This is a genomic window from Streptomyces sp. NPDC111606 (assembly GCF_055656945.1).
In genome coordinates this window covers 1-24,719 of record NZ_JBVKBY010000027.1, presented here as the reverse complement: position 1 = coordinate 24,719, position 24,719 = coordinate 1, and the positions used below count along the sequence as shown (strand labels likewise).

General features: G+C 68.5%; 19 protein-coding genes and 3 pseudogenes. 9 read left to right on the top strand and 13 right to left on the bottom strand.

Annotated elements, in window-relative coordinates:
• Together ACZ7M7_RS44400 and ACZ7M7_RS44395 are read right to left on the bottom strand one after the other, a co-directional pair.
• Positions 1 to 92, bottom strand: a pseudogene (locus ACZ7M7_RS44400) (sulfurtransferase); the annotation flags it as partial.
• A 209-nt stretch (positions 93 to 301) separates the two neighbouring features.
• The gene (locus ACZ7M7_RS44395) at positions 302 to 1,234 is read right to left on the bottom strand and encodes a hypothetical protein (protein WP_472127485.1); all 933 of its coding nucleotides are present in this window, start codon (positions 1,232 to 1,234) and stop codon (positions 302 to 304) included.
• Positions 1,235 to 1,444: 210 nt separating this feature from the next.
• Here ACZ7M7_RS44395 and ACZ7M7_RS44390 point away from each other — a divergent pair, with 210 nt between their 5' ends.
• Complete coding sequence (locus ACZ7M7_RS44390) at positions 1,445 to 1,747, top strand: WXG100 family type VII secretion target (RefSeq protein WP_472127483.1); 303 nt, start codon at positions 1,445 to 1,447, stop codon at positions 1,745 to 1,747.
• Between the two features lie 363 nt (positions 1,748 to 2,110).
• Here the strand turns inward: ACZ7M7_RS44390 and ACZ7M7_RS44385 are convergent, their stop codons facing one another.
• The 4 genes and pseudogenes from ACZ7M7_RS44385 to ACZ7M7_RS44370 form a co-directional block, all read right to left on the bottom strand.
• Positions 2,111 to 2,740 (bottom strand): sigma-70 family RNA polymerase sigma factor, encoded by a 630-nt coding sequence (locus ACZ7M7_RS44385; protein ID WP_472127481.1) that lies wholly within the window; start codon positions 2,738 to 2,740, stop codon positions 2,111 to 2,113.
• 205 nt (positions 2,741 to 2,945) lie between these two features.
• A pseudogene (locus ACZ7M7_RS44380) lies at positions 2,946 to 3,190 on the bottom strand (DUF6009 family protein); the annotation flags it as partial.
• 3 nt (positions 3,191 to 3,193) lie between these two features.
• Positions 3,194 to 3,354 (bottom strand): annotated as a pseudogene (locus tag ACZ7M7_RS44375) (ATP-binding protein); the annotation flags it as partial.
• Positions 3,355 to 3,387: 33 nt separating this feature from the next.
• Positions 3,388 to 3,858, bottom strand: coding sequence for an ATP-binding protein (locus ACZ7M7_RS44370; protein ID WP_472127479.1), 471 nt, complete (start codon positions 3,856 to 3,858; stop codon positions 3,388 to 3,390).
• Between the two features lie 96 nt (positions 3,859 to 3,954).
• Here ACZ7M7_RS44370 and ACZ7M7_RS44365 point away from each other — a divergent pair, with 96 nt between their 5' ends.
• The 3 genes from ACZ7M7_RS44365 (at position 3,955) to ACZ7M7_RS44355 (ending at position 7,629) form a co-directional block, all read left to right on the top strand.
• A complete protein-coding gene (locus ACZ7M7_RS44365; protein ID WP_472127477.1) occupies positions 3,955 to 4,974 on the top strand; it encodes an aldo/keto reductase in 1,020 nt (339 codons plus the stop codon).
• A gap of 1,011 nt (positions 4,975 to 5,985) precedes the next feature.
• Positions 5,986 to 6,159 carry a hypothetical protein gene (locus tag ACZ7M7_RS44360; protein WP_472127475.1) on the top strand — a complete coding sequence of 58 codons (174 nt, stop codon included), beginning with the start codon at positions 5,986 to 5,988 and terminating at the stop codon, positions 6,157 to 6,159.
• A gap of 57 nt (positions 6,160 to 6,216) precedes the next feature.
• A complete protein-coding gene (locus ACZ7M7_RS44355; protein WP_472127473.1) occupies positions 6,217 to 7,629 on the top strand; it encodes a DUF6461 domain-containing protein in 1,413 nt (470 codons plus the stop codon).
• A gap of 316 nt (positions 7,630 to 7,945) precedes the next feature.
• On the opposite strand, the gene ACZ7M7_RS44350 is transcribed toward ACZ7M7_RS44355, so the two are convergent.
• From ACZ7M7_RS44350 to ACZ7M7_RS44340, 3 genes are all read right to left on the bottom strand, one after another.
• Positions 7,946 to 8,824: a trypsin-like serine peptidase gene (locus tag ACZ7M7_RS44350; protein ID WP_472127472.1), complete on the bottom strand. Its 879-nt coding sequence runs from the start codon at positions 8,822 to 8,824 to the stop codon at positions 7,946 to 7,948.
• Between the two features lie 238 nt (positions 8,825 to 9,062).
• Positions 9,063 to 10,034: a hypothetical protein gene (locus tag ACZ7M7_RS44345; RefSeq protein ID WP_472127470.1), complete on the bottom strand. Its 972-nt coding sequence runs from the start codon at positions 10,032 to 10,034 to the stop codon at positions 9,063 to 9,065.
• 56 nt (positions 10,035 to 10,090) lie between these two features.
• Positions 10,091 to 10,786 (bottom strand): hypothetical protein, encoded by a 696-nt coding sequence (locus ACZ7M7_RS44340; RefSeq protein ID WP_383632017.1) that lies wholly within the window; start codon positions 10,784 to 10,786, stop codon positions 10,091 to 10,093.
• Positions 10,787 to 10,934: 148 nt separating this feature from the next.
• On the opposite strand from ACZ7M7_RS44340, the gene ACZ7M7_RS44335 reads away from it, so the two are divergent.
• On the top strand, positions 10,935 to 11,231 hold the full coding sequence (locus ACZ7M7_RS44335) for a hypothetical protein (protein WP_472127468.1): 297 nt from the start codon (positions 10,935 to 10,937) through the stop codon (positions 11,229 to 11,231).
• The gene (locus tag ACZ7M7_RS44330) at positions 11,228 to 11,869 is read left to right on the top strand and encodes a hypothetical protein (protein ID WP_472127466.1); all 642 of its coding nucleotides are present in this window, start codon (positions 11,228 to 11,230) and stop codon (positions 11,867 to 11,869) included. The genes ACZ7M7_RS44335 and ACZ7M7_RS44330 overlap by 4 nt, the downstream gene beginning before the upstream one ends.
• A 265-nt stretch (positions 11,870 to 12,134) precedes the next feature.
• On the opposite strand, the gene ACZ7M7_RS44325 is transcribed toward ACZ7M7_RS44330, so the two are convergent.
• The gene (locus tag ACZ7M7_RS44325; RefSeq protein ID WP_472127465.1) at positions 12,135 to 16,517 is read right to left on the bottom strand and encodes an FtsK/SpoIIIE domain-containing protein; all 4,383 of its coding nucleotides are present in this window, start codon (positions 16,515 to 16,517) and stop codon (positions 12,135 to 12,137) included.
• A gap of 75 nt (positions 16,518 to 16,592) precedes the next feature.
• A complete protein-coding gene (locus ACZ7M7_RS44320; protein ID WP_381625966.1) occupies positions 16,593 to 16,886 on the bottom strand; it encodes a WXG100 family type VII secretion target in 294 nt (97 codons plus the stop codon).
• A gap of 296 nt (positions 16,887 to 17,182) precedes the next feature.
• Here ACZ7M7_RS44320 and ACZ7M7_RS44315 point away from each other — a divergent pair, with 296 nt between their 5' ends.
• Complete coding sequence (locus tag ACZ7M7_RS44315) at positions 17,183 to 18,631, top strand: hypothetical protein (RefSeq protein WP_472127463.1); 1,449 nt, start codon at positions 17,183 to 17,185, stop codon at positions 18,629 to 18,631.
• A gap of 89 nt (positions 18,632 to 18,720) precedes the next feature.
• Here the strand turns inward: ACZ7M7_RS44315 and ACZ7M7_RS44310 are convergent, their stop codons facing one another.
• The gene (locus ACZ7M7_RS44310; protein ID WP_472127462.1) at positions 18,721 to 19,263 is read right to left on the bottom strand and encodes a sigma-70 family RNA polymerase sigma factor; all 543 of its coding nucleotides are present in this window, start codon (positions 19,261 to 19,263) and stop codon (positions 18,721 to 18,723) included.
• Positions 19,264 to 19,704: 441 nt separating this feature from the next.
• The gene (locus ACZ7M7_RS44305; protein ID WP_472127460.1) at positions 19,705 to 21,606 is read right to left on the bottom strand and encodes an AfsR/SARP family transcriptional regulator; all 1,902 of its coding nucleotides are present in this window, start codon (positions 21,604 to 21,606) and stop codon (positions 19,705 to 19,707) included.
• A gap of 830 nt (positions 21,607 to 22,436) precedes the next feature.
• On the opposite strand from ACZ7M7_RS44305, the gene ACZ7M7_RS44300 reads away from it, so the two are divergent.
• Both ACZ7M7_RS44300 and ACZ7M7_RS44295 read left to right on the top strand, forming a co-directional pair.
• Entirely contained in the window at positions 22,437 to 24,341 is a 1,905-nt protein-coding gene (locus ACZ7M7_RS44300) for an RNase A-like domain-containing protein (protein WP_472127458.1), read from the top strand.
• A gap of 2 nt (positions 24,342 to 24,343) precedes the next feature.
• Positions 24,344 to 24,631, top strand: a complete 288-nt coding sequence (locus tag ACZ7M7_RS44295) for a contact-dependent growth inhibition system immunity protein (protein WP_472127456.1) — start codon at positions 24,344 to 24,346, stop codon at positions 24,629 to 24,631.
• The last annotated feature ends 88 nt before the right edge of the window (positions 24,632 to 24,719 follow it).

Below are 24,719 nucleotides of genomic sequence, written 5' to 3'. Positions count from 1 at the left end.
GTGTCTTCGTCCACCTCCACGATCGCGATGTTGGGGTCGTCCAGGTTGTCCTGGACCCAGTCGGCGTCGACGAGGACGTCGCTGCGGCTCATGCTTTTTCTCCTCCGGGGCAGTTGCGGCGGGGCGTGCGAGTGCGAGGGGATGCGCGGGCTCATGCCGAGACGGCGCACCTGTGCCCTGGTCAGGGCGGGGGGAAACGCAGAAGTCCGAGCTTCCGCTCAGAAGGTGCGACAGAGCGTGGCGGCGGCGCCCGCCCCCAAGGATTCGGAGCAGGCGGGCCGCGCGTCTGGCGCTGTGCGTGTCAGCCGAGGAAGCGGACGGATTTCACCGTGGCGAATCCGATGGCGGAGAGATCCTGGACATTCCCGCTGACCACCTTCACGTTACCGGTGCAGTTGGGGCCGTCCCAGATCTTGAGGGCGCCGCTGACCTGGATCGAGCCGGAGAAGCGGACGTTGCGGCAGCCGGGGCCTGCCACTCCCTGGGAGGGGTCGGCGAAGTTCGCGCCCTGGAAGAAGGTGGCACTGCCCGCGGGCGAGGCCTCTGGATCGGCGTCGGCACCGGCGTCGGCTCCGGACTGATCGGCATCGCCGCCGGGCTGACCGCCACCGGCCTTCTCGCCGTCCGGCGTGACGCCGAACCAGGTGCCTTGCACGCCCTGGCCGTTGGTGTCACCGGCCTTTGTGTCCTTGTTGAAGAGGTAGACGGGCCAGCCGCCGATGGTGACCTGGAGCGCGCCGTCCCGCTCGATGAAGCCGATCGCGGACTTGTCGATCCCGTCGATGAAGACCGTGCCGCCGCGCGCGACCAGATACGGCGGCCACGTAGTGGCGCACTGCCCGCTGCAGTTGGACTTCGACGGGTCGGCGGTGTCCTCGTCGAACCGGTACAGCGTGAAGCCGGCCCCGTTGACCACGACCGGGTCCAGTTGTCCGGCGCGGCCGGCCGACAACTGTACCCACTCGCGGGCCACCGGCTTCTTGGCCGCCGCAGGGGGTGCCGCGTCGGGCGCGAAGTCACCGGTCTGCGCAGGCGCGTTGTTCTGCCGCGCCGTGCCGTTCTGGAAGGACAGATCGCCCGCCCCGGATGCGGAGGACGATGCGGATGCGCCCGCGTCGTTGGTGTCATTTCCGCCGCAGGCGGAAAGCAACAGGACACCCACGGTCGCGAGAGAGGCGAGCGCAGTGGCTCGTGTGCGGAACATGGAGAGATACCCCCGAATGCTGCTGGTCATGTCGCTCCGGACGTTCCGAAGCGATCAGCCCCTGCTACGGGCCCGGCTCTTGCGGGGTTCTGAGCACATGACTCCGAGACACAACCGTGACCCGTTTCGCTGCCGCGGTCCTCCTGCCGAGAAGTGCGGAGAACCTGCCGTTCTGTCGCCGCGTAGTCAGGGGTGTTACAGCAGTGACGCCGTCGCGAGCCCGATGCGGAAGGAACCCCAATGGCTGTTCCGAGAAGGATGGATCCAGAGGGCATCGAGGAGGCGGCGCACTGGCCGCGCAATCAGAGGGAGAGGCTCCGGCGGGGGCTCCTGGGGACAGACACCAGGATGGCCGATGTCGTTGCCGCCGCGTACAGTACGCCTGGCTCGGAGACCAGATTCAGGCCGTACTGGAACGAGTACAACATGGGAACGAGGGATGCTCTTCAGGGTCTGGAGGGCGTCAGCAAGTTCCTGTCTTCCGTCGCCCGTGCCTTCGTCGACACGAACGCCCAGAACCAGACGGCCGGTTCCATCGGATGAGTCTCCCTCGCGAAGGGTCCTCACTGCTCCTGCACTCTGGGTCCGTCCGGGCTTCGGCGCGACCACGCGACGAGGTGAGGCAACGTGGCAGCCATCTGCATCCCGGTAGATGGACGCGGATTCCGGCGACGGCGCCGGCTTCAGGGCAGCAGGATCGACGGCGTGCTGACCACAACGGCGGCCGGGGGCGGTTCGAGATCACGTTCACGCAATCAGCGGCCCACCCCCGCAGGGCTGTGCCACGCCTCCATGCCGCAGCGGTGCCACACCGGGGACCGAGTTGCTGGGCAAGCCGATCCGGACAGAGGTATGAGGATCCCCGGATGGCGATCGGACGCCGACGTGAGCACCTGCAAGGGCTTCTCACCGGTATGACTGAAGTCCTTGGGACGTCAAGACTCGGCGCAGGGCGTTCAGCGCGTGGCTGGTACGGGACTTCACGGTGCCGATCGGCAGGGCCAGTGCTGCCGCCGTGTCCTCGACACTCTGATCGAGGTAGTACCGGTAGACCAATACCTCACGGTGGAATGGGGGCAGCTCGGCCATCGCTTGCCTCAGTACATGCGCGGTCAGCGAGTTCTCTCCGGGGTCGAACACCACGTCGGTGTCCAGGGCCGACGGGGACACCTCGACAGGGCGCGCACGACGGGCCCGGAGCGAGTCGATGGCCAGCCGCCGAACGACGGTGAAGAGCCACGGACGCGCCAGGCCTTGAGTGGAGACCAGCCGGTCCGCATGCCGCCAGGCTCGGAGAAATGCCTCTTGGACCAGGTCCTCCGCACTGTGTTTGTCACCCAGGGTGAGCGTGTTGGCGAAGCGCAGCAGGTGAGCCTCCTCGGCCGCACTGATCGCCTGCATGAAGGCCTGATCCTTGTGCGCGACCGCCTTCCGGGAGGCTGCTGCGTGGTGCGTGGTGCTGCGGTATGAGGAGGCGGCACGTTCGTCGGGGATCTCGTCCTTCTGGGCATCGGTCGAGGACGACGTGGTGTGCATGAGGGATCTACCGAGCCTTTCGGTGCACGCCGAGGCCCGAACGGCCGGGACGGCGCGCGGGTGGCGACTGGAAAGTCCCCGAGAACGGAACACCGCGTGGGGAGGCCCCCGAGAACGTCTCGCATGCTGCTGGCCCGCGATGGAAGTCACATTGCTTTCTGATAGTCAGTCAGTTCTGTCGGCAGGTGCTGGTGTGCCGATCCGGTCAGAACTTGGGGAGGGTCTTCCTGAGCTCGCGCATGGCATCGGAGGGAGGACAGCCCTCCGAGCGCTGGGTCTTGTAGCCCTTGACGCCGGGAGCGAGAGTGCGGGGGCGATGGCCTCGGAGGGCGCGCCGGAGGCGTACAGGCCCTCGGGCCGTCGGTCCCTGTCACGGGGGAGAAGCCAGAAGACGCGGGGCAGGAACGTGCCGGAGGCACGGGTGGCGCGGGGGCCGAGGATGGCGTAGCCGGGAGCGTAGTGCATGAGGCGGTCGGTGCTCGCGCCCGCGAGGGTCTTCGGCATGATCGTGTCGAAGCCCGAAGGGGGATGTTGCTGGTCACCGCGATGGAGCGACGCTCGTAGGCGGCATCGATGTTGCGGTAGAACGCCTCGGCGGCGTCCTCGCCGACCGGCACCTCGTGACCACCACCGGCGACTCGCTCCGCCTAGCCGAGGCCCTCGCCGGGAAGGGAGTGGTCACCCTGAACTGACCCCCACCCCCAGGAACACCACTGGCCACACACCTGGGCTAGGAGGCCGATGTCATCTACGACGATCAAATCGGCCCGGCAGATCCGGGCCACGGTGCGGGCGGTGGACCAGTCGACCTTCGATTTGGCGATGGCGGCGTTCAGCGTCTCCAGGGTGAACCAAGACACTCGCAGGTCCTTCTCGATCCCGGCCGGGGCGAGTCCCTCGGTGAAGTGGCTTTTCCCTGTGCCGCTCGGGCCGGCGATCACCAAGTTCCCGGCCCGGCCGATCCATAAAGGCGTTCGTAGTCGCCTGCGTTGCGGCCGACCTTCGTGATCCACCCTGGGGTCCACAGACGATCGCGAGGCTGAAGGGTTGGCCGATGGCCCCCTTGCGTTCGACGGCTGCCATGGACGACTGCGCAAGTACTCCGGACGCTTGATCATGGTCTGCCAGGCTGGCCGCCCATAGCGTGGCAAACAGCCGTGCGGACAGCCTCAGCGCCGTCAGCGACCAGCGCACGGATCACCGGAAGGCGGAACATGCAGTACGAGCAAATGGGCTCCACGGGGATCTTCGTATCCCGAATAGCGTTGGGTGCGATGACATTTGGCGGGGCCCAACCGCCATGGAGCGTCGTTGGTGGACTGGACGACAAGGCCGCGGACGAACTCGTGGGCCTGGCTCTGGATGCGGGCGTCAACCTCATCGACACGGCCGACATGTACGCGGCGGGGGAGTGCGAGGAGATCCTCGGCCGGGTACTGAGCTCACGGCGTCGTGACGTGCTGCTCGCGACCAAGCTCTTCGCCCGTATGGGCACCGGTCCCAATGACCTCGGTCTGTCCCGGCTGTGGGTCACCCGGGCGCTGGAGGACAGCCTGCGCCGGCTGCGTACCGACCACATCGACCTGTACCAGATTCACAGCTTCGATCCGCTGACCCCGGTGGAGGAGACGCTGGCCGCTCTGGACGACGCCGTCCGGCAGGGCAAGGTCCGCTATATAGGCGCGTCGAATCTGGCGGCGTGGCAGATGATGAAGTTTCTCGGTGCCTCGCAGGTGCGCGGGCTGGAGCGGTTCGTGTCCCAGCAGGTGTACTACTCGTTGGCTGGACGGGACATCGAGCGGGAGATCCTGCCGATGGCGGTGGACCAGAAGCTGGCCACGCTGGTGTGGAGCCCGCTCGCGGGCGGGTTCCTGTCCGGCAAGTTCGACCGCAACGGCTCCAGCGACGAGACCGCGCGCCGTGCCCTCGCCGAGTTCCCGCCCGTGGACCGCAACCGCGGCTGGGACATCGTGGACGTGCTCCGTGAAGTCGCTGCGCGGCATGGCGTGGGTGTGCCCCGTGTCGCGCTCGCCTGGCTGCTCGCCCGGCCCGGAGTCACCAGTGTGATCGTCGGCGCGAAGCGCCCCGACCAGCTCACCGAGAACCTCGCTGCCGTCGACCTGGTCCTCACCGAGGAGGACCTCGCCGAACTGGACGCGGTCAGCGCACAGCCGGTCCCCTATCCCGACTGGGGTCAGGGCCGGCCTGCCGACCGCCTGCCGCTGCCCTCCTGACCCGCCGACCGCGACGGGCGTACGGCGGAAGTCGGCCGTACGCCCGTCGCGGTTCGCCCGTCGTGGAGTGCCGCACCCACAGCCAGGCTCGGGGAAGGGCCCGACTACGCACCTTCGCGCAGCACAGGACCGGTGTGCCCGCCGGAGCGGCGCAGCCGCCGTCGCTGTACGGCCGCCCAGGTCAGCGCCCGTGTCCGGCGTCGCGCTCACGCAACAGCTCACTGACCCTCACATCTCCGAGCTCTGACTCGGGCGCGAGCCAGGCACGACCAAGTGCCCCAGGTCCTCATCGACGTGTCGCCGTGCTTCGCACAGCACCCGGATCGGTGGCCAGGAGCAAGCGTGCCGAAGCCATGCTCGACCGCCGCCGGACCTAGAGGAAGCTCTCGGATGAGGACCCGCCGCGTCCTTGCCGCAGTCCACCGCCCCGGAAGCCGCATCGGTCCGCGGGTGGTCCGCGATGCCGGCTGACCGAGGAGATCGCGGAAGCCCACGAGCGGCAGCCGCCGCCGAACGCGGCAAGGCGATCATCGCGCGCTGCTGGTGCGGTGAGGAGGGAACGTCGCCTGTGGTGCGCCGGAAACAGGTGACCGAGAACCCGGCTGCGGAACAGGCCGTAGTGCTGAACGTACCTCCGAGAGCAGTACAGGAGGAGATCCCTGTGCCCAGTCACCTTGAAGTCCTCGTAGCCGGAGCGGGAATCGCCGGCCTGGCGACCGCCGCCGCGCTCGACCGCGAGGGAATGTTCGTCGATGTGCGTCCGCGCGCCGACCGTGCTGGGACTGGGAGACCATCTCAAGGAATGGGGATCCCCTGTGCCCAGTCAGCGGCTGATGGACGGCAGGGGCGGGGTGCTGGCCGACATCGACATGGCCGAACTGTGGCGAGGCACGGCCGGCTGCGTCGGCATCACCGGGCCGGTCTGCATGCGTCCCTGCGGGACATCGTGCGGGTGCCGTCCGCCATGGGGTCACCCTGAGCACGCTCAAGCAGTCCGACGACGGTGCGCACGTGGACTTCAGCGACGGCGGGGTCGGCCGGTACGACGTGGTCGTGGGAGCGGACGGCATATGGTCGAGCCTGCGCGAGTCGGTCGACCCGGGATGCCGCCCACGCCAGTTGGCCCAGACCCCCCGGCGCGACCGGACCAGGTCCATGCCTACCACCCTGCGCGACCTGCCCTGACGCGGACCAAGAATTCCACCACGCTCTGAACAGGGCTCGCACCGACCGGAGATCACCATGCACAACGACGACAAGACTGTGTTGCAGTCCGGGGAGTCTCTGTATGTGCAGTCCCTCGTCTCGTCAAACGGCGCATACGCTGTGCAGCATCGCGCCGACGGAACGCTGGTGTTGCGGGACGACCGCGCCGGCCGGGATGTCTGGCAAATCGGCCCCCCGGTCTCGGCGCCAGGGCGGCTCACCCTTCTCCCTCAGGGCTTTCTGGTGCTGGAAGGATCCTCGGGGGCTCGTGTGTGGTCCTCGGGCCATGTCGATCGCCAGGTGGTCGCGGCGATGGTCAGGGACGACGGACGTCTTGTCCTGGTGGACACCGACGGTCACCCGCGCTGGAGCAGAGACCCCCTGAGCGCGGAGGAGTTGGGCGCGTATGGGCCGGCGAGCGGTGACCGGCTGCGGCGGGGCGAGGTCCTGGTGGATTCGATCGTGTCTTCAGACGGCCGGTACACGCTGACCCACATATCGGCGGGCGAGACGCTGCTCCATACGATGTCCGATGACGGCAGGGAACGACGCGTGTGGTCGCGCGAGGTGGGAAAGCCCGGTGCGGCGATCTCCCTCGGGCGGGACGGTGTGCTGCGCGCGGGCACCGACTCCACAGTCCTGCAGAGGTGGACCGGCCGTTTCCTGCTGGATCCGATGTCGTACGTGGTTTCCGCAGTGGTCGTGCGCAACGAGGGCGACTTGGTCCTGTTGGGTGCCGACGGCTCCGAGATCTATGACAGCAGGACAGCTGCCGAGGAAGCTCGGCTCGCCAAACTCGAACGGGAGTACGCCCGCCGCGAGGCGGAGGAGAACGCCAGGCCGGTGCGCCCGGTCGGCAGCGGAATGGCGACGGACTGGTTCGAGCTGCTGGACCTCAATGGGCCCTACACCATTACATGGGTGGAGAAGGTCGACGAGAGGGAGGCCCTGCTTCGGCTGGGCGCCGGTCCCGGGACGGTCGGACCGATGACCTACAACGAAGTTGTCACTGCCGCGTTCCCCGACAGCGGCGAATTGATCAAGTGCGCGCTGGCCGTGCCGGTCGGCGAATGGGTCATGGTGATCGAGCCCTGCGGGATCGAAGGCGTAGAACGTGCGCGACAGATGTCGAAGCGGACCCAGGCCATTGTCTACCACCAGGGTTTCGACGATGAACGCCACTTCGCCTGGTACCGGTTCAACGAACCGGTCGCCGTGTACCAGGAGGACGACTCCGACCTCTTGGACAGCGGCGCGCCCGCGCGCGAAGGCGCGGCCCCGGACGCGCTGGTGCCGATAATGCGGCAGATCGGCCTGGGCGAGTTCCGCCGGGACAGCGGCGATTTCCTTCCACCACCGGTCGAGATCGCCTGTCTGACAGCCGGCATCGAGCCCGGGCCCGAACACTGGGCCGGGACACACCTGGGCGCCGACTTCGGCACGTGGTGACGACGCGGCGGGTTCCGGCCGAGCCATTGCTCGACGAGCCCACGTGGGCGGCAACCTCACCCTCCCTGCCGGCCGTCTTCCGCGCGTTCGGTGCCACCTGCGGAGGAGACAGACGACCGGGACGAGTCCGCTGAGGTTGCTGCGGTACTGGATCTCGCGGGAGTCCGTGCCGAAGCGCGTCGATGCAGCGGCTGGTCTCGGCGCGGTTCGCGACCGAGCGCATGGTCTACTCGGTGGAGCGGCCTTCCCATCCTGCCATGAGGGCGGAGCAGGGTGGAGGCTGTGCGGTACTGCTCGCACAGCCTCCAGGCACATCTCACTTCCCGCCGGAGGAGAATCTGTCGCTGACGGCGCCGTAGACCCTCTTGGCGTCTGCTCCCAGGCGTGGCCCTGCAAGCCACGTGTTGTCGGCCGGGCCTATGGAGGTGTTACTGACCAGGGCGAGCGCGCCGTCAGTGTTCTGGGCGAACCAGCCTCCGCCCGAGGAGCCTCCGGTCATAGTGCATCCGATCCGGTACAGCGTGGGCTGGTCGGCGTTGACCGACAGCCGCCCGGGACGGTCCTGACAGGAAAACATCCGTTCGCCGTCGAACGGTGACGCGGCCGGGTAGCCCCACGCCTTGATTGCCGGGATCCGTGTCGCCGAAGGTGCGTCGAACCACACGGGCGCCGCCTGCCCGATTGTCTCCTGCAGGGAAGTCGCGCCGCTGCTGTCCGGCGGGCGCACGTGAAGTACGGCGAAGTCGAAGGCTGCACCGTCGCCTCCGGAGGGGCCGCCCTGCTCGATCCACTGGGCCGAAGTTTCGGCATAGTCCGCCCACCAGGTACCGAACGGCGCGACCTGTCCCTGGCTGGCGTTGCCCCTCGCCGCACCCTCCAGAGCCTCGTCGTTGTACGACGGTACGAAGACTATGTTGCGGAACCAGGTGCCGTTGGCCCCCGCGTGCACACAGTGGCCCGCCGTCCACACCAGACTGGACGCACCGGGACGGGCGGGATCCGCGACCGCTGATCCGGAACAGACACTGGGTCCGTCAGGGGTATCGAAGAAGAGCTTCCCGATGACTGCCGCGTTGTCACGGTACGGCGTCTTCTCGGACGCCGCTGGGACCGCTCTGGGTTCGGGGTCGGAGATTCCCGCATCCTCACCCAAGTCGTTCGCCACCGGGTTGTCGATGCTCTCCGCCTCCGCCATCCGGTCCGGCGTCCACAGACCGGGGACCACCGGGTTGGAGAAGGCAGGCAACTGGCGCTGACCCTGACTGCAGCCGGCCGCCAGGAGCGTGATCAGAACCGTGAGGCCGGCGAGTACCCATGGCGACAGGCGTGACGAGTGCATCGGGGGAACCTCTCTGGGGACGGATGCTCCAGGGCGGGGTGAGGACGACAGCCGTGTCCCGCTCGCCCTGGAGTGAGCCGTCAGGCGTAGGGCGTCAGTTGAAGAAGCGGATGGACTTGACCTGGTTGAGCCCGATGGCGGAGAGGTCAGCCACGTTCTTCTCGACGGTCACCGACTTGCCGGTGCAGTTGTCGCCCTCCCAGATCTTGGCGAAGCCACTGATCTGCAGCGACCCCGAGAAACGGACGGCCTGGCAGCCCGGGCCGGCCACGCCCTGGGAGGGGTCGCCGAAGTTCGGGCTGTTGAAGAAGGTGCCGGCGGTCGCCGGAGGGGAGGTCGGGCTCGCAGAAGTCCCCGTCTGACCGCCGCCGGCGTTGCCGGCCTTCTGGCCGTCGGGAGTGACTCCGAACCAGGTGCCGCCCACGCCCTGGCCGTTGGTGTCACCGGGCTTGAGGTCCCTGTTGAAGAGGTAGATCGGCCAACCGCCGATGGTCACCTGGAGGGCGCCGTCCCGCTGGATGAAACCGATCGACGACTTCGGCACTCCGTCCACGAAGACCCGCCCGCCCTTGGCGACCAGGTAAGGCGGCCAGGTGGTCGCGCACTCACCGAAGCAGTTTGACTTCGACGGATTCGCGGTGTCCTTGTCGAACCGGTACAGCGTGAATCCCGCTCCGTTTATCACCACCGGATTCAGCGCACCGGCCTTGCCGGCCGACAACTGCACCCACTTGCGGACCACCGGCTTCTTCGCGGCGGCCGCAGGTGCGGCAGTAGCCGCGAAGTCGCCGGTATTTGCCTCCGCGTTGTTCTGGCGCGCTGTGCCATCCCGGAACGAAAGATCGGCCCCGGTAGCAGCGGCAGAAGACGACTCGCTGGAGTCACCCTTTCCTTCATTGTGACTACAAGCCGACAGCAGTAGAACACTCAGCGCGGCACAAGAAGCAAAGACGGTACGTGCATGGAACATCGAGAAGACCCCCGACGGATAGATGATGGCTCGCTGCGGCTGTTCCGAAGCGATTTCACTTTTGACACGGACTCCGGCCACGGCAGGGTTCACCACGCACCGCTTGGTGACATAACCGCGACTTTTCGCATCCATGAATGACGCGAGGAGCGCTACTGGGTGACCTTCTCGCCGGTGGGCGCCACGGCGAACCATGTGCCCCCGACGCCTTGGCCGTTGAGGTCGCCCGGCTTGGCGTCGCCCGAGAAGCGGTAGACGGGCCACCCGCCAACCGTGATCTGGATCTGGCCGTCCTGGCGGCGGATGGCCCCGACTTGGTTGTGCTGCACGCCGGCCAAGTACACCTTTCCGCCCTTCTGGATGGTCACAGGCGGCCATTTCGTGGCGCAGGCGTCGTTGCAGTTCGACTGTGACGGCTGGGCGGTGTCCTCGTCGAAGCGGTACAACGCCGCCTGGTTGATGTTGATCAAGTGCGGTGAGCCGAGCGTCGGCGTTGTCACCGCCGACAGCTGAATCCAGCGGGGCGGCGCCTCCTGGACGGCGGCGCCGACGACGGTGCCGCCCTTACCGGTCTCGCCGGCTTCCTGCGCCGAGGTGTCGACCACCTGCAGCGCGCTGTTCCCCGTGTTCCCACTCGGCGACGTGGCCGGCGAGGGCGTCGCAGCGGACGGCGCAGCGGACGCCGAGGAAGCGGTACTCGGACTGGCGTCGCCGATCTGAATGGTCTTGCCGCAGGCAGACACGCCCGCCACGCCGCACAGGACCAGAGCGGACGCGACGACGGTGCGGTGGACGGGGCGGCGTGCGGTGATGCCGCGGGAAAGCAGACCGGTGCGAAGCGATGTCATGCCTGCTACACGAGACAGGAGGCAGCAAAGGTTCGACGCAGTTGGTGAACCTCCGGAAAAGGACCGCCCGCGGTGAACGTTCCGGCCCGCCGGACACGTGTCGTACGCGGAGGTGAGTCCTCACCGCACTGCAAGCGAGGGGGTTCGGATGGCTTCAGACGTCAACATACCGGGAGAAGAACTCCAGGAGGCCCAGGACATGTTGGGCTTCGTGCACGACTTCATCGACATCGGGCGGAACACGTTCGACTTCGAGGCGGCATTCGGCCCCGAGCTGGGCCGCGGCAGGGCTCAAGATTTCGAGGACAAGTGGGAAGACGGCAAGCAGCAGTTGCGTAGGCAGGTAAAGGGCGTCAGGGACGCCATCGGAAGCATCCTGGAGGCCTTCGAGAAGACCGATCAGGACGCTGTGGCGAATCTCCAAGCCGGTGGGGGCGGACAGTGAGGCAAGCACAACGTTTTCTGCTCGACGTCCCGGACCCGTGGGATCAGATCGATCTCAGCGGAGAGGTGCTGGTCAGGACGCGCGCACAGGCACTGGCAGCGGTCCAGGGCCCTGGGGAGAAGGCCCGCGTCAACGACATGTTCCGGCAGGGCCGTGAGATCGCCCGCGCGGCGCGCCGGCACGGAGCGCTGCTGGCCATGGGGACGGCGACGATGTATCCCGAGGGCCTCTTCATGGCGTACGGCATGGTTTTCGCCGTCACCACACCCAAGGGTCAGGAGCTGACGCTGCCGGTGCTTTCCGCGCAGCTGGGTGTCTCCTCGGTGACTGGTGTGGCGCCGAAGGACCGGGTCATCGCCTCGGTGAACCTGCCGCACGTGGGCACTGTGGCGCGCGTGACCGGGACCGAGGTGACCCGTTTGACCGGGGACATCGATGTGAAGCTGCTGACGATGCACACGATGATGCCGGTGCCGGGAACCAGCGAGGACTTTCTCGCGGTCACCCTCGCCAGCCCCAACCTGCCCTTGAAGAACGAGGCGTACGACCTCTTCGACGCGATCACCAGCACCTTCCGCTTCGTTGCGGAGGACGGCTCCCAGGTCGCGACGGCCCCCGGCGACGGCGCCGAAGGCTGACTGATCGTCGAAGGACGAAGCCAGTAGGAGGGCCGGGTCGACCGGCCCTCTGTCTGCGACGCCCCGTCAGGTCTCGCCTCGGGCTTCTTCCAGCCCCCACCTCACGATGACGCCCCTGTGGGGCGCCCCATGCCGAAGGGCGGCCGGTGAATGAGGCATCCGGCCGCCCTTCGGTTATTTCCGCAGCGGGCCGAGAGGTTTTCGGTCCCGCGAACGGGGAGGTGCACCCCCGTGGGGGGTCGGAGGTGCACCTCCGGCACGGGGGTCAGGAATCCGTTTCGGACAGCGGCACCTGTACGGTGCGCAGCAATCCGTCGCCCAGGTGGAGCAGACCCCGGCCCGGTTGAGGTGCCTGACCGACCACACCGCGGGTCAGCCTGACGCCGATGACGTCACCGTCGGCCAGGCCCTGCGGTGACAGCAGCATGCCGGTACGGTTGCGTTTGACCTGGCCCATCCAGCCGGCCAGGCTCAGCGACAGCGACTCGGCGTTGCCCGCCGCCAGCATGCCCCACCCGTTGCCGGCGCCGCCTCGGGCGAACAGGGCGAGGTCCGAGTCGATCTCGGCTCCCATGAACAGCTCGGCGTCATCGACGACGATCACCCCGCTCTCCTCGGGCACGGTGCCGAGAACCTGCCGGAACTCGGCGGCCGACACCTCCGCGTCGGTGATGAGCGCGGCGATCCCGGGACGGCCCTCCAGGCTGCGCAGAGGTGATCGCCTCGGGGCGAGCACGATCAGGCCCGCCCCGGCGGCCAGCAATGAGTGCGCGGCTGTGAGCAGTGCGGTGCTGCGGCCGGTGCGCGGCGGTCCGGCGATGACGAAGGTCGGCACGTCGGCGAAGTTGGGGCCGAGCGAGGTGAGGGTGTCGCCGCCGACCGCGACCAGCGGCCGCATCGGACCGCTGCGGGTATGCAGGGCGAGCGCGTCGGCGTACGAGATCCGGTCGGGCAGCACGTCCAGCCGCAGAGCGCGGCACGCGGCCGGCACACCGGCCTCGCGCTCGGTCAGCTCGCGGCCCAGGTTGAGGAGGAACTCGGCCTGGGCGGCGCCGGACAGGTCGTCGCCGAGGACCGCGATCTGCGCCTCGCTCAGGTCCTGGGTGCGGATCCCGCGCCCGGGCGGGGGATCGGAGGGTGCCGACCGGGTCGGGATGCCGACGCTGGAATAGTCTTGGCGGTCATTGAGCCGCAGGACGATCTTGTCCTCGGTGGTACCGGAGAACCGGCTGTTGCCCAGCACCCGGTCGCCTGCCAGCACGACATGAATCCCGACGCCCGCGCCGTCACGCAGTAGCCGGATCATCCGCTCCATGTAGCTGCCGTTGTCGTACGAGGTGAACTCGCGCTCGAAGACCTCGAAGCGGTCGACCATCAGCACGATGTGGGGCAGCCGCTCGTGTGCGGGCTGTGTGCGGCGCAGTTCGGTGAGGTCGGCGGTGCCCTGGCTGCCGAGAACGCTCTGCCGGGAGGTCAGTTCGGCCCCCAGCCGGTCCAGCAGCCGTCCCAGCCGCTCGACCTGGTTGCGGTCGACGACGGCGCCGCAGTGCGGTAGCGCGGTCAGCGCGTTGAGCGCGCCGTTGCCGCAGTCGATGCCGTACAGGTGTACGTCGTCGGCGCCGTGAGTCTGTCCGAGCGCGGCGGCCAGGGTGCGCAGCGTCTGGGAACGTCCGCTGCGGGGCGACCCGATGACGTGCAGGTGGCCGGTCCGGTCCAGGTCGAACACCAACGGCGAGCGGTTCTGCTGCGCGGGCAGGTCGACCATGCCGTACTCCACCGCCGGCAGCGCTGCCTGTCGTTCCGCGGTGGGCTTGGGCGCGGGCGGCGCGGTCCACTCCAACAGCGCGGGCAGCGGCGGGAGCCAGGGACTCGGCTGCCGGGACACATCGGCGAGCCGGGCCGCCCGCGCGATGGCTGCCGTCAGAACCGCCAGATCGGTGACGGCCTCCGACTGTGCGGAGCCGGAACCGCCGCGGGACCGGCCGACGGGCAGTGGGCCACCGAGATCGCGCCAGGAGATCGCCTGCGCCCGGACCGGCACTTCCGCGCCCGCCGGTACCGTCGCCGCGCCGGGCCGACGGCCGCCGACCCGGCCGGCCTGGAAGGGCAGCAGGGCCGAGGGGCCGAGCCGGGCGTAGGCGCGGCCGGGGTTGGCCGGGGAGATGTCTCCGGAGTCGGGTGCGTCGATGATGTCGCGGCTCTCGCTGGTGTCGGTGGTGCGCAGCGCGATCCGCAGGTTGGTGTTGGCGCGGATGTCCGGGGTGACCGCGCCGCCGGGCCGCTGGGTCGCCAGGACCAGGTGGATGCCGAGGGAGCGGCCGCGCTGTGCGATGTTGACAAGGCCCGAGATGAAGTCGGGCAGTTCGCGCACCATGGACGCGAACTCGTCGATGACCAGGAGCAGCCGCGGCAGCGGCGGCAGTACGTCGCCGCCGCGCGACCGCTTGTCGAGGTAGTCCTCGATGTCCTTGGCGCCCGCCTGCGCCAGCTGCGTCTCACGGCGCCGCAACTCAGCACCGAGCGAGACCAGGGCACGCTCCACCAGCTGTGTATCGAGGTCGGTGACCAGGCCCACGGTGTGCGGCAGGTCGGCACACTCGGCGAAGGCGCTGCCGCCCTTGTAGTCGACCAGCACGAACGTCATCTCGTCAGGCCGGTTCACCACCGCCAGCGTGGCCACCAGGGTCTGCAGCAGCTCCGACTTGCCGGAACCTGTCGTTCCCGCGACCAGCGCGTGCGGACCGTCCCGGACCAGGTCGACGGCGAACTCCCCGTCGTAGCCGACGCCCAGGGCCGCCCTGGTGCTGCGGCCCTTGAGCGACCAGCCGGCCACGACCGCCTCCGCCGTCGGCGGCTCGATGTTCAGCAGGTCCAGCAGGCGTACGGAGCCGGGCAGCGTGCTTTCGTCGCTGTCACCGACACCCCGCAGCGGAGCCAGCGCCCGCGCGAAGGGTTCGTACCAGTCGGACTCCGGCGAGTCGGTCCGTACGTTCTCCAGTGCCGCACCGGCTCCGGTACGGACCTTGGACGTGGTGGCGCCGGTATCGGTGACGACGACGGCGCCGCATTCCTCGGGCAGCAACCGCTCCTCACGGTCGATGCAGATGGTGTGGACGCCCACCGACGGACCGTCCCGCAGGAGGGCGATGACTCCCGGGAGGGACCGTGCCCGGCGCGCCTGCTCAAGGACGACCAGGATGTCGGGGTAGCCGTTCACCCCGCCCCGGGTCAGGTCCGGCCCGGCCGCGATGCGGGAGGAGACGATCTGGCCCAGCTCGCCGATGCGCCGGGCCAGGGACTCGGCGGTGCTGCCCACCAGCGCGTACGCGTCCTCGCCCTGCGCCTGGGCGTGCGGCAGCCAGCGGGTCCAGGACCAGTCCTGCTCACCGTCCGGTCCCCCGAGCACGACGATGCGCAGATCGGCGGGACTGTGGAGGGCGGCGGCCTGGGCCGCCATCCATCGGGCGAGCCGGCCCGCTCCGGGGCCGGCGACACCTGCGACTCCGGCCTTGCGCAGGGGGACTGCGACGGGCACCTGGTTGAGCAGGGGTACCGTGGTGCGCCGGTTCTCGTCCTGGGTGGGGTCGTCGACGCTCAGCGCTGACGGAAGGTCGGTGGTGCCGACTCGTACGGACAGGAAGTCGGGGTCCTGCCAGCGGCGCTCCCACAGCCTTTCCGAGGGCTGGGCGGCCATCTGCAGCAGCGCAGCAGGATCCGGCAGGGACAGCCGTAGGTTGTGCTGCTCCTCGAGTACGGCGGTGTCGATGTCCTCACGCGCCCGCTCCAGCGCCCCCTCGTACTCCTCCTTCTTCTCCAGGTACTTGAGCATGGCCTGCTTGCGGCCGCCGAACTGGGTGACCAGCGCGGCGATCGGCGAGAGCAGGGCGATGAAGACGAAGGCCCACCGCTGGGTGACGAAGATGGCGATCGCCGCGCCGCCGGCCGGCAGCAACAGGATCGGCAGCAGTGGGATGGGCCGCTTGTCCGGCTTGATCGGTGGTGTCGGCAGCCGGAGCTTGGCGCCGGCGGCCGGCGGCAGGAAGCGTGGCTGCCGGTTGAATTCCAGACCGAGGCCGTCCTGCGCCGGTGTCAACGGTGCCCCGGTCGAACGGCGAGACGTCAGTTCCAGCAGGATGTCCCCGACCGCCAGTTGGCTGCCCTCTCGCCAGGGGGACGCGCCCTGCACTGCTTTGCCGTCCAGCAGCGCCATGTCGGTCATGAGTAGCTCGGCGCTCCCGTCGAGCCGGACCCGTACCCGGGCGGCGAGCGTCGGTGCGCCTTCGGCCAGCCGGATGCGGCACGTCGGGGTGCTGCCGATGTCGTAGTCGCCGGGAACGAGGCGGAAGGCCGTTCCCGCGCCCTGCCCCGAGACCACCCGGACCTCGGTGCGGCCCTCGGGCTCGGGCTCCCGTGGAAGGGGAGCGCCGAGCCCGAGGTCCATGCCGTCCCGCACCCCGGCCGCCTGAAGCGTGACCTGCGGGTCGACGGGGTCGGAACCGACGTACAGCGTCGGTTCCGCGGCACCTGCGTACCCGCCGGCGCGTGCCAGCTCCGCCGCGAACCGGCCCGCCTGCGCGGAGGGTTCGGTGTCGACGGCGACCGTGGTGGACGCCCCCTCTACCTGTGGGTCACGAACGCTGACGGTCAATCGCACGGCTCATCGTCTTTCTTCTCGGGCGAAAGGGGTGTGGTGACGGACGCCCGGCTGCGGGCGGGCCGTGAGTCAGCCGAGGTTCGAGCCGAGCTGGTCGTCGGTCTGCGAGAACGCGTCACCGACGCTCCTCACGTACTGACCGATTCCCTGCAGAGACTGGTTGACCTGGTCGAACCCCCTGGCGAACTCCTCGAAGAACGGCGAGAACTTCTGCTGGGCGGCCGGCGTGCTGTAGCCGTTGGCGAGCAGGGTGGTGATCTTGCCCCTGACCTCGTTGAGCTTGTCCTGCAGCTGCGAGAAGTCGTTGAGCAGGGCCTGCGAAGTGGAGGCGGTCTCGTCCGAGTTGACGGTGTATGCGGGCATATCTCTTGGTACTCCTTACTGGTTGTTCGGTGCGGTCCATCCCTTCGGGACGGAGATCTGTGGGGCTTGGGCGCCCTGGCGGCCGTTGTCGTCACCGCTGCCCGGCCTTGCCGGTTCTTGCTGATCGAGTCCGCGACCTTGGCGATCGTCCCGATGAAACTGCGTCTCAGGTGTGGTCGCCAGGTACACGGAACCGGAGCTGTCGAAGGTTCAGATTCTCTTGTGAACGATTCGACCGGGTGGCTCCGTGTAGTCCGTGGATCCGGAAGGCACACCAGAAGACGTGGACGGACAACATGAGCAACGGCACCGGTGCACCGCCCTCGCAGAGCCCGCGAGTCAACAAGGCAACCCGCGGGGCGCGAACCGCTCTGCGTACCCTCGCTGTCCTCCTCATCGGCTGCCTCGCAGCACTGAGCATGGCCGCGTCTGCGTCCGCGGCGGACGGTGACGAGCTGATCAAGGTGTTCGTGGTCCAGGACCCCGCACAGACCGGGGGACAGCCGGCCACCCTGACTTCCATCGCCGTCGGCACGCTGGGCGACCCTTCACGGGCCGGGGAGATACTCGACCTCAACCGCGGTCTGGCTCAGCCGGACGGCGGTGCGCTGAACGGCGCGGCCGACCAGTTGCGTCCGGGCTGGATTCTGCGGCTGCCACCGGATGCCTCGGGGCCCGATGTGCGGCAGGCCCGGGACACCGGGAACCAGGGAACCGCCTCCTCCGCCCCGGACGGGGCGGGTGCGCCCAGCGGCGGCAACGGCACGACTGCCGCTGGGTCCACCATGCTCACCATTCCGCTGGCCGCGGCCGTAGCCGCGCTCGGTGCCATCGTCCTGGCGCTGGTCACCGCGGGCATCGTGGGCAGGCGCAAGGTGCGCAGGGCGTACGGCGCCGTGATGCGCGCGGTCCGTGGGATGGGTGCCCCGGTCAAGCGGCGGCGGCGGCTCATGCTGCGCCGTGCGATGGGACGGCGGTTCGCCACCGACGCCGAGTCGGTACGGCGGGCGTACGGCACGCTCGCCGAATTCTCGGTCGGACGGCCGCGACCGGAGACCCCGGTGTACGCACTGCGTGTCGACAACGCCGGTGCGATGGTGTGGCTGTCGGCCTCCGACGCCCTGGAGGCTCCCTGGCGGAACGTCGACAGCACACGCTGGCGACGCGCCACCGCCGGGGGCGGCTGGCTGGACGGCCCGGTGGACGGTGGTGCGGCATCACTGGCGGCGACCTCCGCCACGTGCCTGGTGCGGGTGGGGACCGACACCGAGGGCGAGGCCGTTTTCGTGGACCTCAGCCGACTCGACGGTGTCCTCAGCGTGACCGGTGATCACGACGTGGCCCGCGACGTGGTGCGGAACGTGCTGGTGGAGATCGCGCGCATCCGGCCGGACACACCGGTGACCGTCCTGCGCGGCGCGGACGGCGCTCCTCCTCTCGCCCTTCCTGCCGGCCTGACACAGCTCGGCCGAGCCCAGCTTCCGGCTGCCACGCCGTCCACTGCGGTGCACGGCACGGTGCGCGCAGCCGCATCAAGGCGCCCGGTCATCGGGCTCGTCGTCGTGGCGGGCACCCCGACCGGGCAGGAGGCCGCAGACTTGGCCGCGCTGTGCGGACCCGGCGGTGCGGGCTGGACGGGGCTCGTGTGCGGCGAGGTGAGCGGTGCCCACTGGCGTTGGTACACCGATGCCGACGGCGATGTGGACATCCCGGCGCTGGATGTGAAGCTGACCGTTCCAGCGTGACTCATCTGCCCGTGGCGAAGCGGACGGCCCGGCCCGGCCCACCGTGCGCTGTGCACACCGGTATGGGCAGGACCGGGCTGGAGGTCGGCCTACCGCGCGCGGGTGCCCGCGCCTGTCTTCGCCTTCGCGCGTAGGCTGTTGAGCGCGTAGTGCTGACGGGATTTGACGGTGCCTGCCGGTATGCCGAGTATCCGAGCCGTCTCCTGCACGGTCTTGTCGCCCAGGTAGGTGTGCAGCAGCACCTCACGGTGCTCGTAAGGCAGTTGCCGCAGCAAGGATGTCACCTCGGCCCGAACGATCACGGCGTCGGCATCATCGGGCCGAGCCATGTCGCGTTCCTCGGCGCCGACGGTTTCGTGGCGGTGGGCGGCGCTGCGTAGCCGGTCGACAACCAGGTTGCGGGCCACAGTGAGCAGCCAGCCCCGTAGCGAGCCCTCGGTGCTGTGCAGCCGCTCCAGGTGATGCCAGGCGCGGATGAGTGTTTCCTGGACGATGTCCTCCGCGGCGTGGCGATCGTTCAGCAACTTCTCGACGTAGGCGAGCAGCACCTTCGCGTGGTCGGAGATCAGCGTGTGCAGCAGATCCCTCTGGCGTGCGGCCGTCGAGGCGTCCGCAGCGGTGATCATGTTCATGGTTCAGTCCCCGAGATGGAAAGTCGTACAGATGCCGCAGGGCGTATGGCGCGAAGGAAGCAGGCCGGCCCGACCCGGTTTCGGGTGTCGATGGCCGCCCGCCAGCACGTGGTTCGTGGCAATCGCGGTGTGGTCCCTGTGAATGCGGTCCGCGGCGAGCGTAAGCAGCGGCCACTGCCGGAACGCTGACGGATTTCTGACGTTCCTACGTCCGAGCGGAATCACGCTGCTTCTCCGCAATGGCCGTGTGACGCTGGGCAGTTGGCGCACTGCCCCGACGCAGGTGCGGCGAGTGGGCGCGTGTTGGTCGGCGGACCGCTCCACTGCCGGACGCGCCGCAGGCGGCTGCAGCTCGACGCGTTCACGTACGGGCGCGAGTGAGCAGTCCGCCGCAGCCCCGCTGTGCCGACAGTGGTCGAGCATCCGGTACCTGGGCCTCGTTCAACTCCCGCCCGAGCCGTGTGCTTGGCCGAGCTCCGCGCCGTAAGCGCGCAGCAGTTCATGGCAGCCGAAGCGACCCGGCTGGGTCTCGGACACCAAATGGGCGCCTGCCAACTCCGTCAGCAACGGCCGGACTTGGCTTGGCTCCCGGCCCGCCAGGCTCGCCAACGCGGCGATGGAGCTGTCAGGTCCCGGGTGCAGACCCAGCAGCCGGAAGAGCCTCGCGGCATCGGGAGTGAGGGCGTCGTAGGACCAGGAGAACACGCTGCGCACATCCGCGAGTGGCACCTCACCGGCGAAAGCGTCGAGGCTGCCCTGGCTCGCACGCAGCTCGGCCGCGATGCAGGAGAGGGAGAACGCCGGGTTCACCGCGGCTCGGGCGCTCACGACGGCCAGCGCCAGTGGCAGGCGCCCGCACCGTGCGACGATCTCGGCAGCCGCGCTGGATTCGCGAGCGACCCGGTCGGTACCGAGCCGACGAGACAGGAATTCCAGGGCGTCAGCCTGACTGAGCAGGTCCAAGGTGACCGAGTGCGCGGCTTCGCCGGCCACCAGACCGTGGAGTTGGTTGCGACTGGTGACGAGGATCAGACAGCCGGCCGACGCGGGCAGCAGCGGGCGCACATGCTCGGAATCCCGCGCGTTGTCCAGGACGACCAGCACCCGCCGTTCGGCGAGTAGCGTCCGGTACAGCGCGGCCTGCGCGTCGAGACCCGTGGGAATACGGTGCGCCGCCACTGCGAACGCATCGAGGAAGGACCGTATCGCCTCTGCGGGGCTCACCATGGGACCGGTCGGATGGAATCCGCGAAGATTGACGTAGAGCTGCCCATCCGGGAAGCGGTCGGCGACCTGATGGGCCCAATGCACGGCGAGCGTGGTCTTGCCGCTCCCGGCCATGCCGCCGATCGCGGTGACCAGCACCGCCGACGGCGTCTGGCCGGTCGGCGGCAACAGCGCCTGGAGCCTGAGGAGTTCGTCGCTACGGCCGACGAAGGGCCCAAGGTCCGCAGGCAGTTGGGCGGGCCGTGTCGTGACGGTGATGCCTTGCGAGGATCCCACCCCTGCGTCGTCCGGCTCTGCGATGCGTTCGCCGACGACGAACCGTGCGCCGTCGGCAGCCGTCGCCGCCGGGCCCGCGGGATCGGTCTGGTGCAGTACCTGTTTCTGGGCGGCCCGCAGTTCAGGACCCGGGTCCAGGCCAAGCTCCTCCGCGAGCCGGGTACGTGCCGTCCGGTAGACGTCCAGGGCCTCCCCCTGATGGCCGGTGGCCGCCAGCAACACGATCAGCCTGGCCTGAAGCGCTTCGTCCAGCGGCTGCTGTGCGACCGCCTGTCTGAGCGTGACCAGCACCCGTGCGCTGAGCCCGGGACCGGCAGCCAGCGCGCAGTCCGCCGCTTCTTTGACGGCGAACAGATGCTCACGGTCCACAGCGGTGAAGCCCGGGCACGCCCTCACCTCCGGCGGGATTCCCAAAGCCGCGGGTCCCCTCCACAGGGCGAGGGCCTGGATCAGCAGCTCCGTGGCCTCGGCCGGTTTCCCGCTCTCCGCCAGCCGGCCGGCCTCCTGGCGCATGGCTCTGAACCGCACCAGATCAACGGAGTCGGGATCCACCTGCAGGCGATAGCCACCGGAGCAGCGTGGCAGCCACTGCGAAGTGCCTCTCGCCGGAAGACCCGGTTCGAACAACCGCCGTAGCGCGCCGATGTGCCGCTGCACCACATTGACCGCACTGTCCGGCGGGTCCTGTCCCCACAGTGCGTCGACGATCTCCTGGACGGCTACCAAATGGCCGGGCTGGATGAGCAAAAGCGCGAGGAGGCCGCGCTGTTTGGGCGGACCGAGCTCCAACTCGGTGTCGCCACACCACGCCCTGACAGGGCCCAGCACCGCGAAACGCATGTGGGTAACCCCTCTCGCCGGCCCCGGTTCTCAGGTCCGGCTGACCCAACGGCGCCGGGCTCAAGCGCCTCGGCGTGGGCCTGCTCGACCTCGGTCCCGGCGAACGCGCGATGCGTCGGCTCGGGAACGCGGACATGTTGGTGGGTGAGGTGGGCGGCCAAGGCCGGACGCCGGGTGAAGACCGCAGTCTCCTCCACGGCTGTCTCGCGTTCCCTCCGAAGTGTGCACAGCAGTCGGCGGAGGCGGAGCGGAAACGGGGGCCGCCACAAGAGCAGCGATCACTATTACCGGAGTTGCGCCCAGGGCCAGTGCCTCCGGTGCCCTGTCGCGCCCAGTTGCTCGTACCGCATGTTCCACCTTCCACCGATCCGTGTTGGCCCCGTGGACGGTGCGGCCGCGGCCGTCGGTACCGCTGCTGTCGAGGGTAGGAGACGCCCACCGAACAGACCATGATCAAGCGTCTGGGGAAGTTGCGTGATCGTCCACGGTGCCCGGCACACGGACGGCAACTGCGGGCCACCCGTCCGGGCCGGGAGTCAGCGCTGAGGGCGGGGGAGTACGGCAGTGCGCCGGGACGATGCCCGTGACCCGTCCCGACTCCACGCACCCGCGGGCAGGACGGAGTCAGAGACGTCTCATGACCTCGCGGGAGGCGGGCATGTCGTCGCCCTGGGCCTTTGGGCCTCGGCCGCGTGAACCGGCGTGAACCCTACGACCCCACCACTTCGTGTATCGGACGCGAGGCCGTGAGGTGGCCCCGCGACGGCTTTGCGCCCGGGGGCAGACGGCACGCGGGAGCACAGCCCCATGTCTCCGGGGAGGGCACCGAAATGGCGCGACGGCATTCCAATCCGCAGGACTTCGAGCTGGTCGGAATGGACAACGACCCCACTCCTGGCGATCCAGACCTCATCCAGGGTGTGATCACACGCTATCGCGATGCGGGTGAGGCGGCGGAAAAGGCCTTCAATGTCCTCAAGCGGGACGGTGACATCTCCCGTGGCCGGGGTGCGGCGATGGATGCCTTGACCGAGGTGATCGGAGACGATCTGCCGGACAAGTTGCGAAGGACCGCCACTTCCTATCAAGACGCCGCACAGGCTTACGTGGACTACATACCCAGGCTGCAAGAGGCGCAGGAGACCTTCGACCGGGCGGTGGACCAGGCCACCGCCGCAGCGCCCCAGGCCAACCAGACGCCGGTGACGCTGCCGGAGAGTCCGACCGACCAGGAGCGGGCCGCGGCCACGCAGCGGCAGGACGATATCCAGGCCGGGCAGGACGCGTTGAACGCGGCCAGGAGTCTGGCTCAGCAAGCCCGTCAAATGCGGGAGAGTGCTCAGGCGCGGTGCGCGGAGGTGCTGGAACGGGCAGCGAGTGAGGCCATTCCGGAGCGGAGCATCTTCGAGAAGATCAACGACTTCTTCGCGGATTTTCCCTTTGTCAAGATCCTTCTGGGTATTCTGATCGCCGTCACAGCGATCTTCTTCCCGGTAGCAGGTGCGCTGCTCGGCGGCGCGCTATTCGCCTTGGAGCAAGTAACTGCCATAGCAACGGGGAATTTCAGTCTGGGTGACTTCGCCGTCGGCCTGATCGGCCTGGTCCCGGGCGGAGCTCTGCTCAAGGGCGCCTCGGGTGCCGCCACGAAAGTGTTCCCGAAGATCACGCAGAACGCCGGCGGCAGCATCAAGGGAATCAAGTCCACTTTCGACGAAACGAAGACGGTGGGGGCGCCGCTGAGCGGGTCCGCCGGCGGTATAGCCAAGCAGGCCGGGGAAGAGTTCGCGGCATCGGCGGCGGGGGAAGCGGCAACTCAAGTTCTCAATGGTGAAGGGCTCAACGTCGGGGCCATCCTGGGCGCGGGTGCACTGGGCGGGCTGACGGGCGGGCTGGCGGGCGGGTTGGCGGGGAGAGGTCGGGGCAACCCACCACCGATCCCCACCAAGGGGTCGGGCCCCACACGCTCCAACCCGGGCGGTAACGCTCCCTCAACCTCGACAGCCCCCAACCCGGGCGGCCCCACACGCTCCAACAACCCGGGCGGCACCAGACCCTCCAACCCGGGCGGTAACGCTCCCTCAACCTCGACAGCCCCCAACCCGGTCGCTGCACCCTCGACCTCCTCGACCACGAACCAGGGTGGCAACACCGCCTCAACCTCCTCGACCACGAACCAGGGTGGCAACACCGCCTCGACCTCCTCGACCACGAACCAGGGTGGCAACACCGTAGTTGGCACGCTTAATAACCTGAACACGCCGGTAAACCAGTCAAACACGGGTGTCGACCTCACCCGGCACGAAGGTATTGCCGGGGGAGGCGGAGGTGCTGGTCACACGCTTGGCAAGCACGTTGGCAAGTCGCAAGCAGCCCTGGACCAGCGTTTTATACCCGGCCCAGCCAATAAAACCCCCCCCAAGTCCTCGTCGACGTTCCCTGACCAAATAACGGCAGAGAAGGTAACGGGCAATAATATTGCCGCACATGCGCAAGACATCAGAAACTTCAACCAAGGGCTGCCAGTCAACACACAGAACGCAACATCGATGGGGAACAGGCTTGTAATTAAATCACCAATGGCGGCGAGTGACGGAACCATCCGAGTTAATAATGGAACGAGGAAGGTTCCTGGACCGATTTCCACCGCGACGCCATCTGCGGCGAGGACAGTCCTAGTACGAAACCCCCAGCCCGGTGGTGGATTCAGAATCCTCACCTCTTATCCGGAGCAATAACCGTGTACACATATATTTCGTACCTCGCCCAGGCCTATTTTCACCAGGATTTCGGCCTGGAAGCCGAAACGCCGCTTTGTGTCGTGGAGGTGTTCCGTGACAGCGAATCCGCCGATACAGTCGAGGCGCTGCGGGCCGAGATCGTGGCCCTGCTTGAATCAGAGCCGACCGAGGAGGCTCTTGCCGATGTCTGGCTCGACGAAGCAGGCGCCGAGTACGATCCGCGATTCGATGAAGGAACCGTGCGCGATTGGCTGCGCAGGATCGCCGAGACTCTCGCTACTAACTGATCGTTTCAGAATGAAGTTCGCTGTGGGGCTTGGCAGTTGGGTGTTGTGTCGGCAGGATCTGTCATGTGTCCGCTGAGCTTGTGCCTGA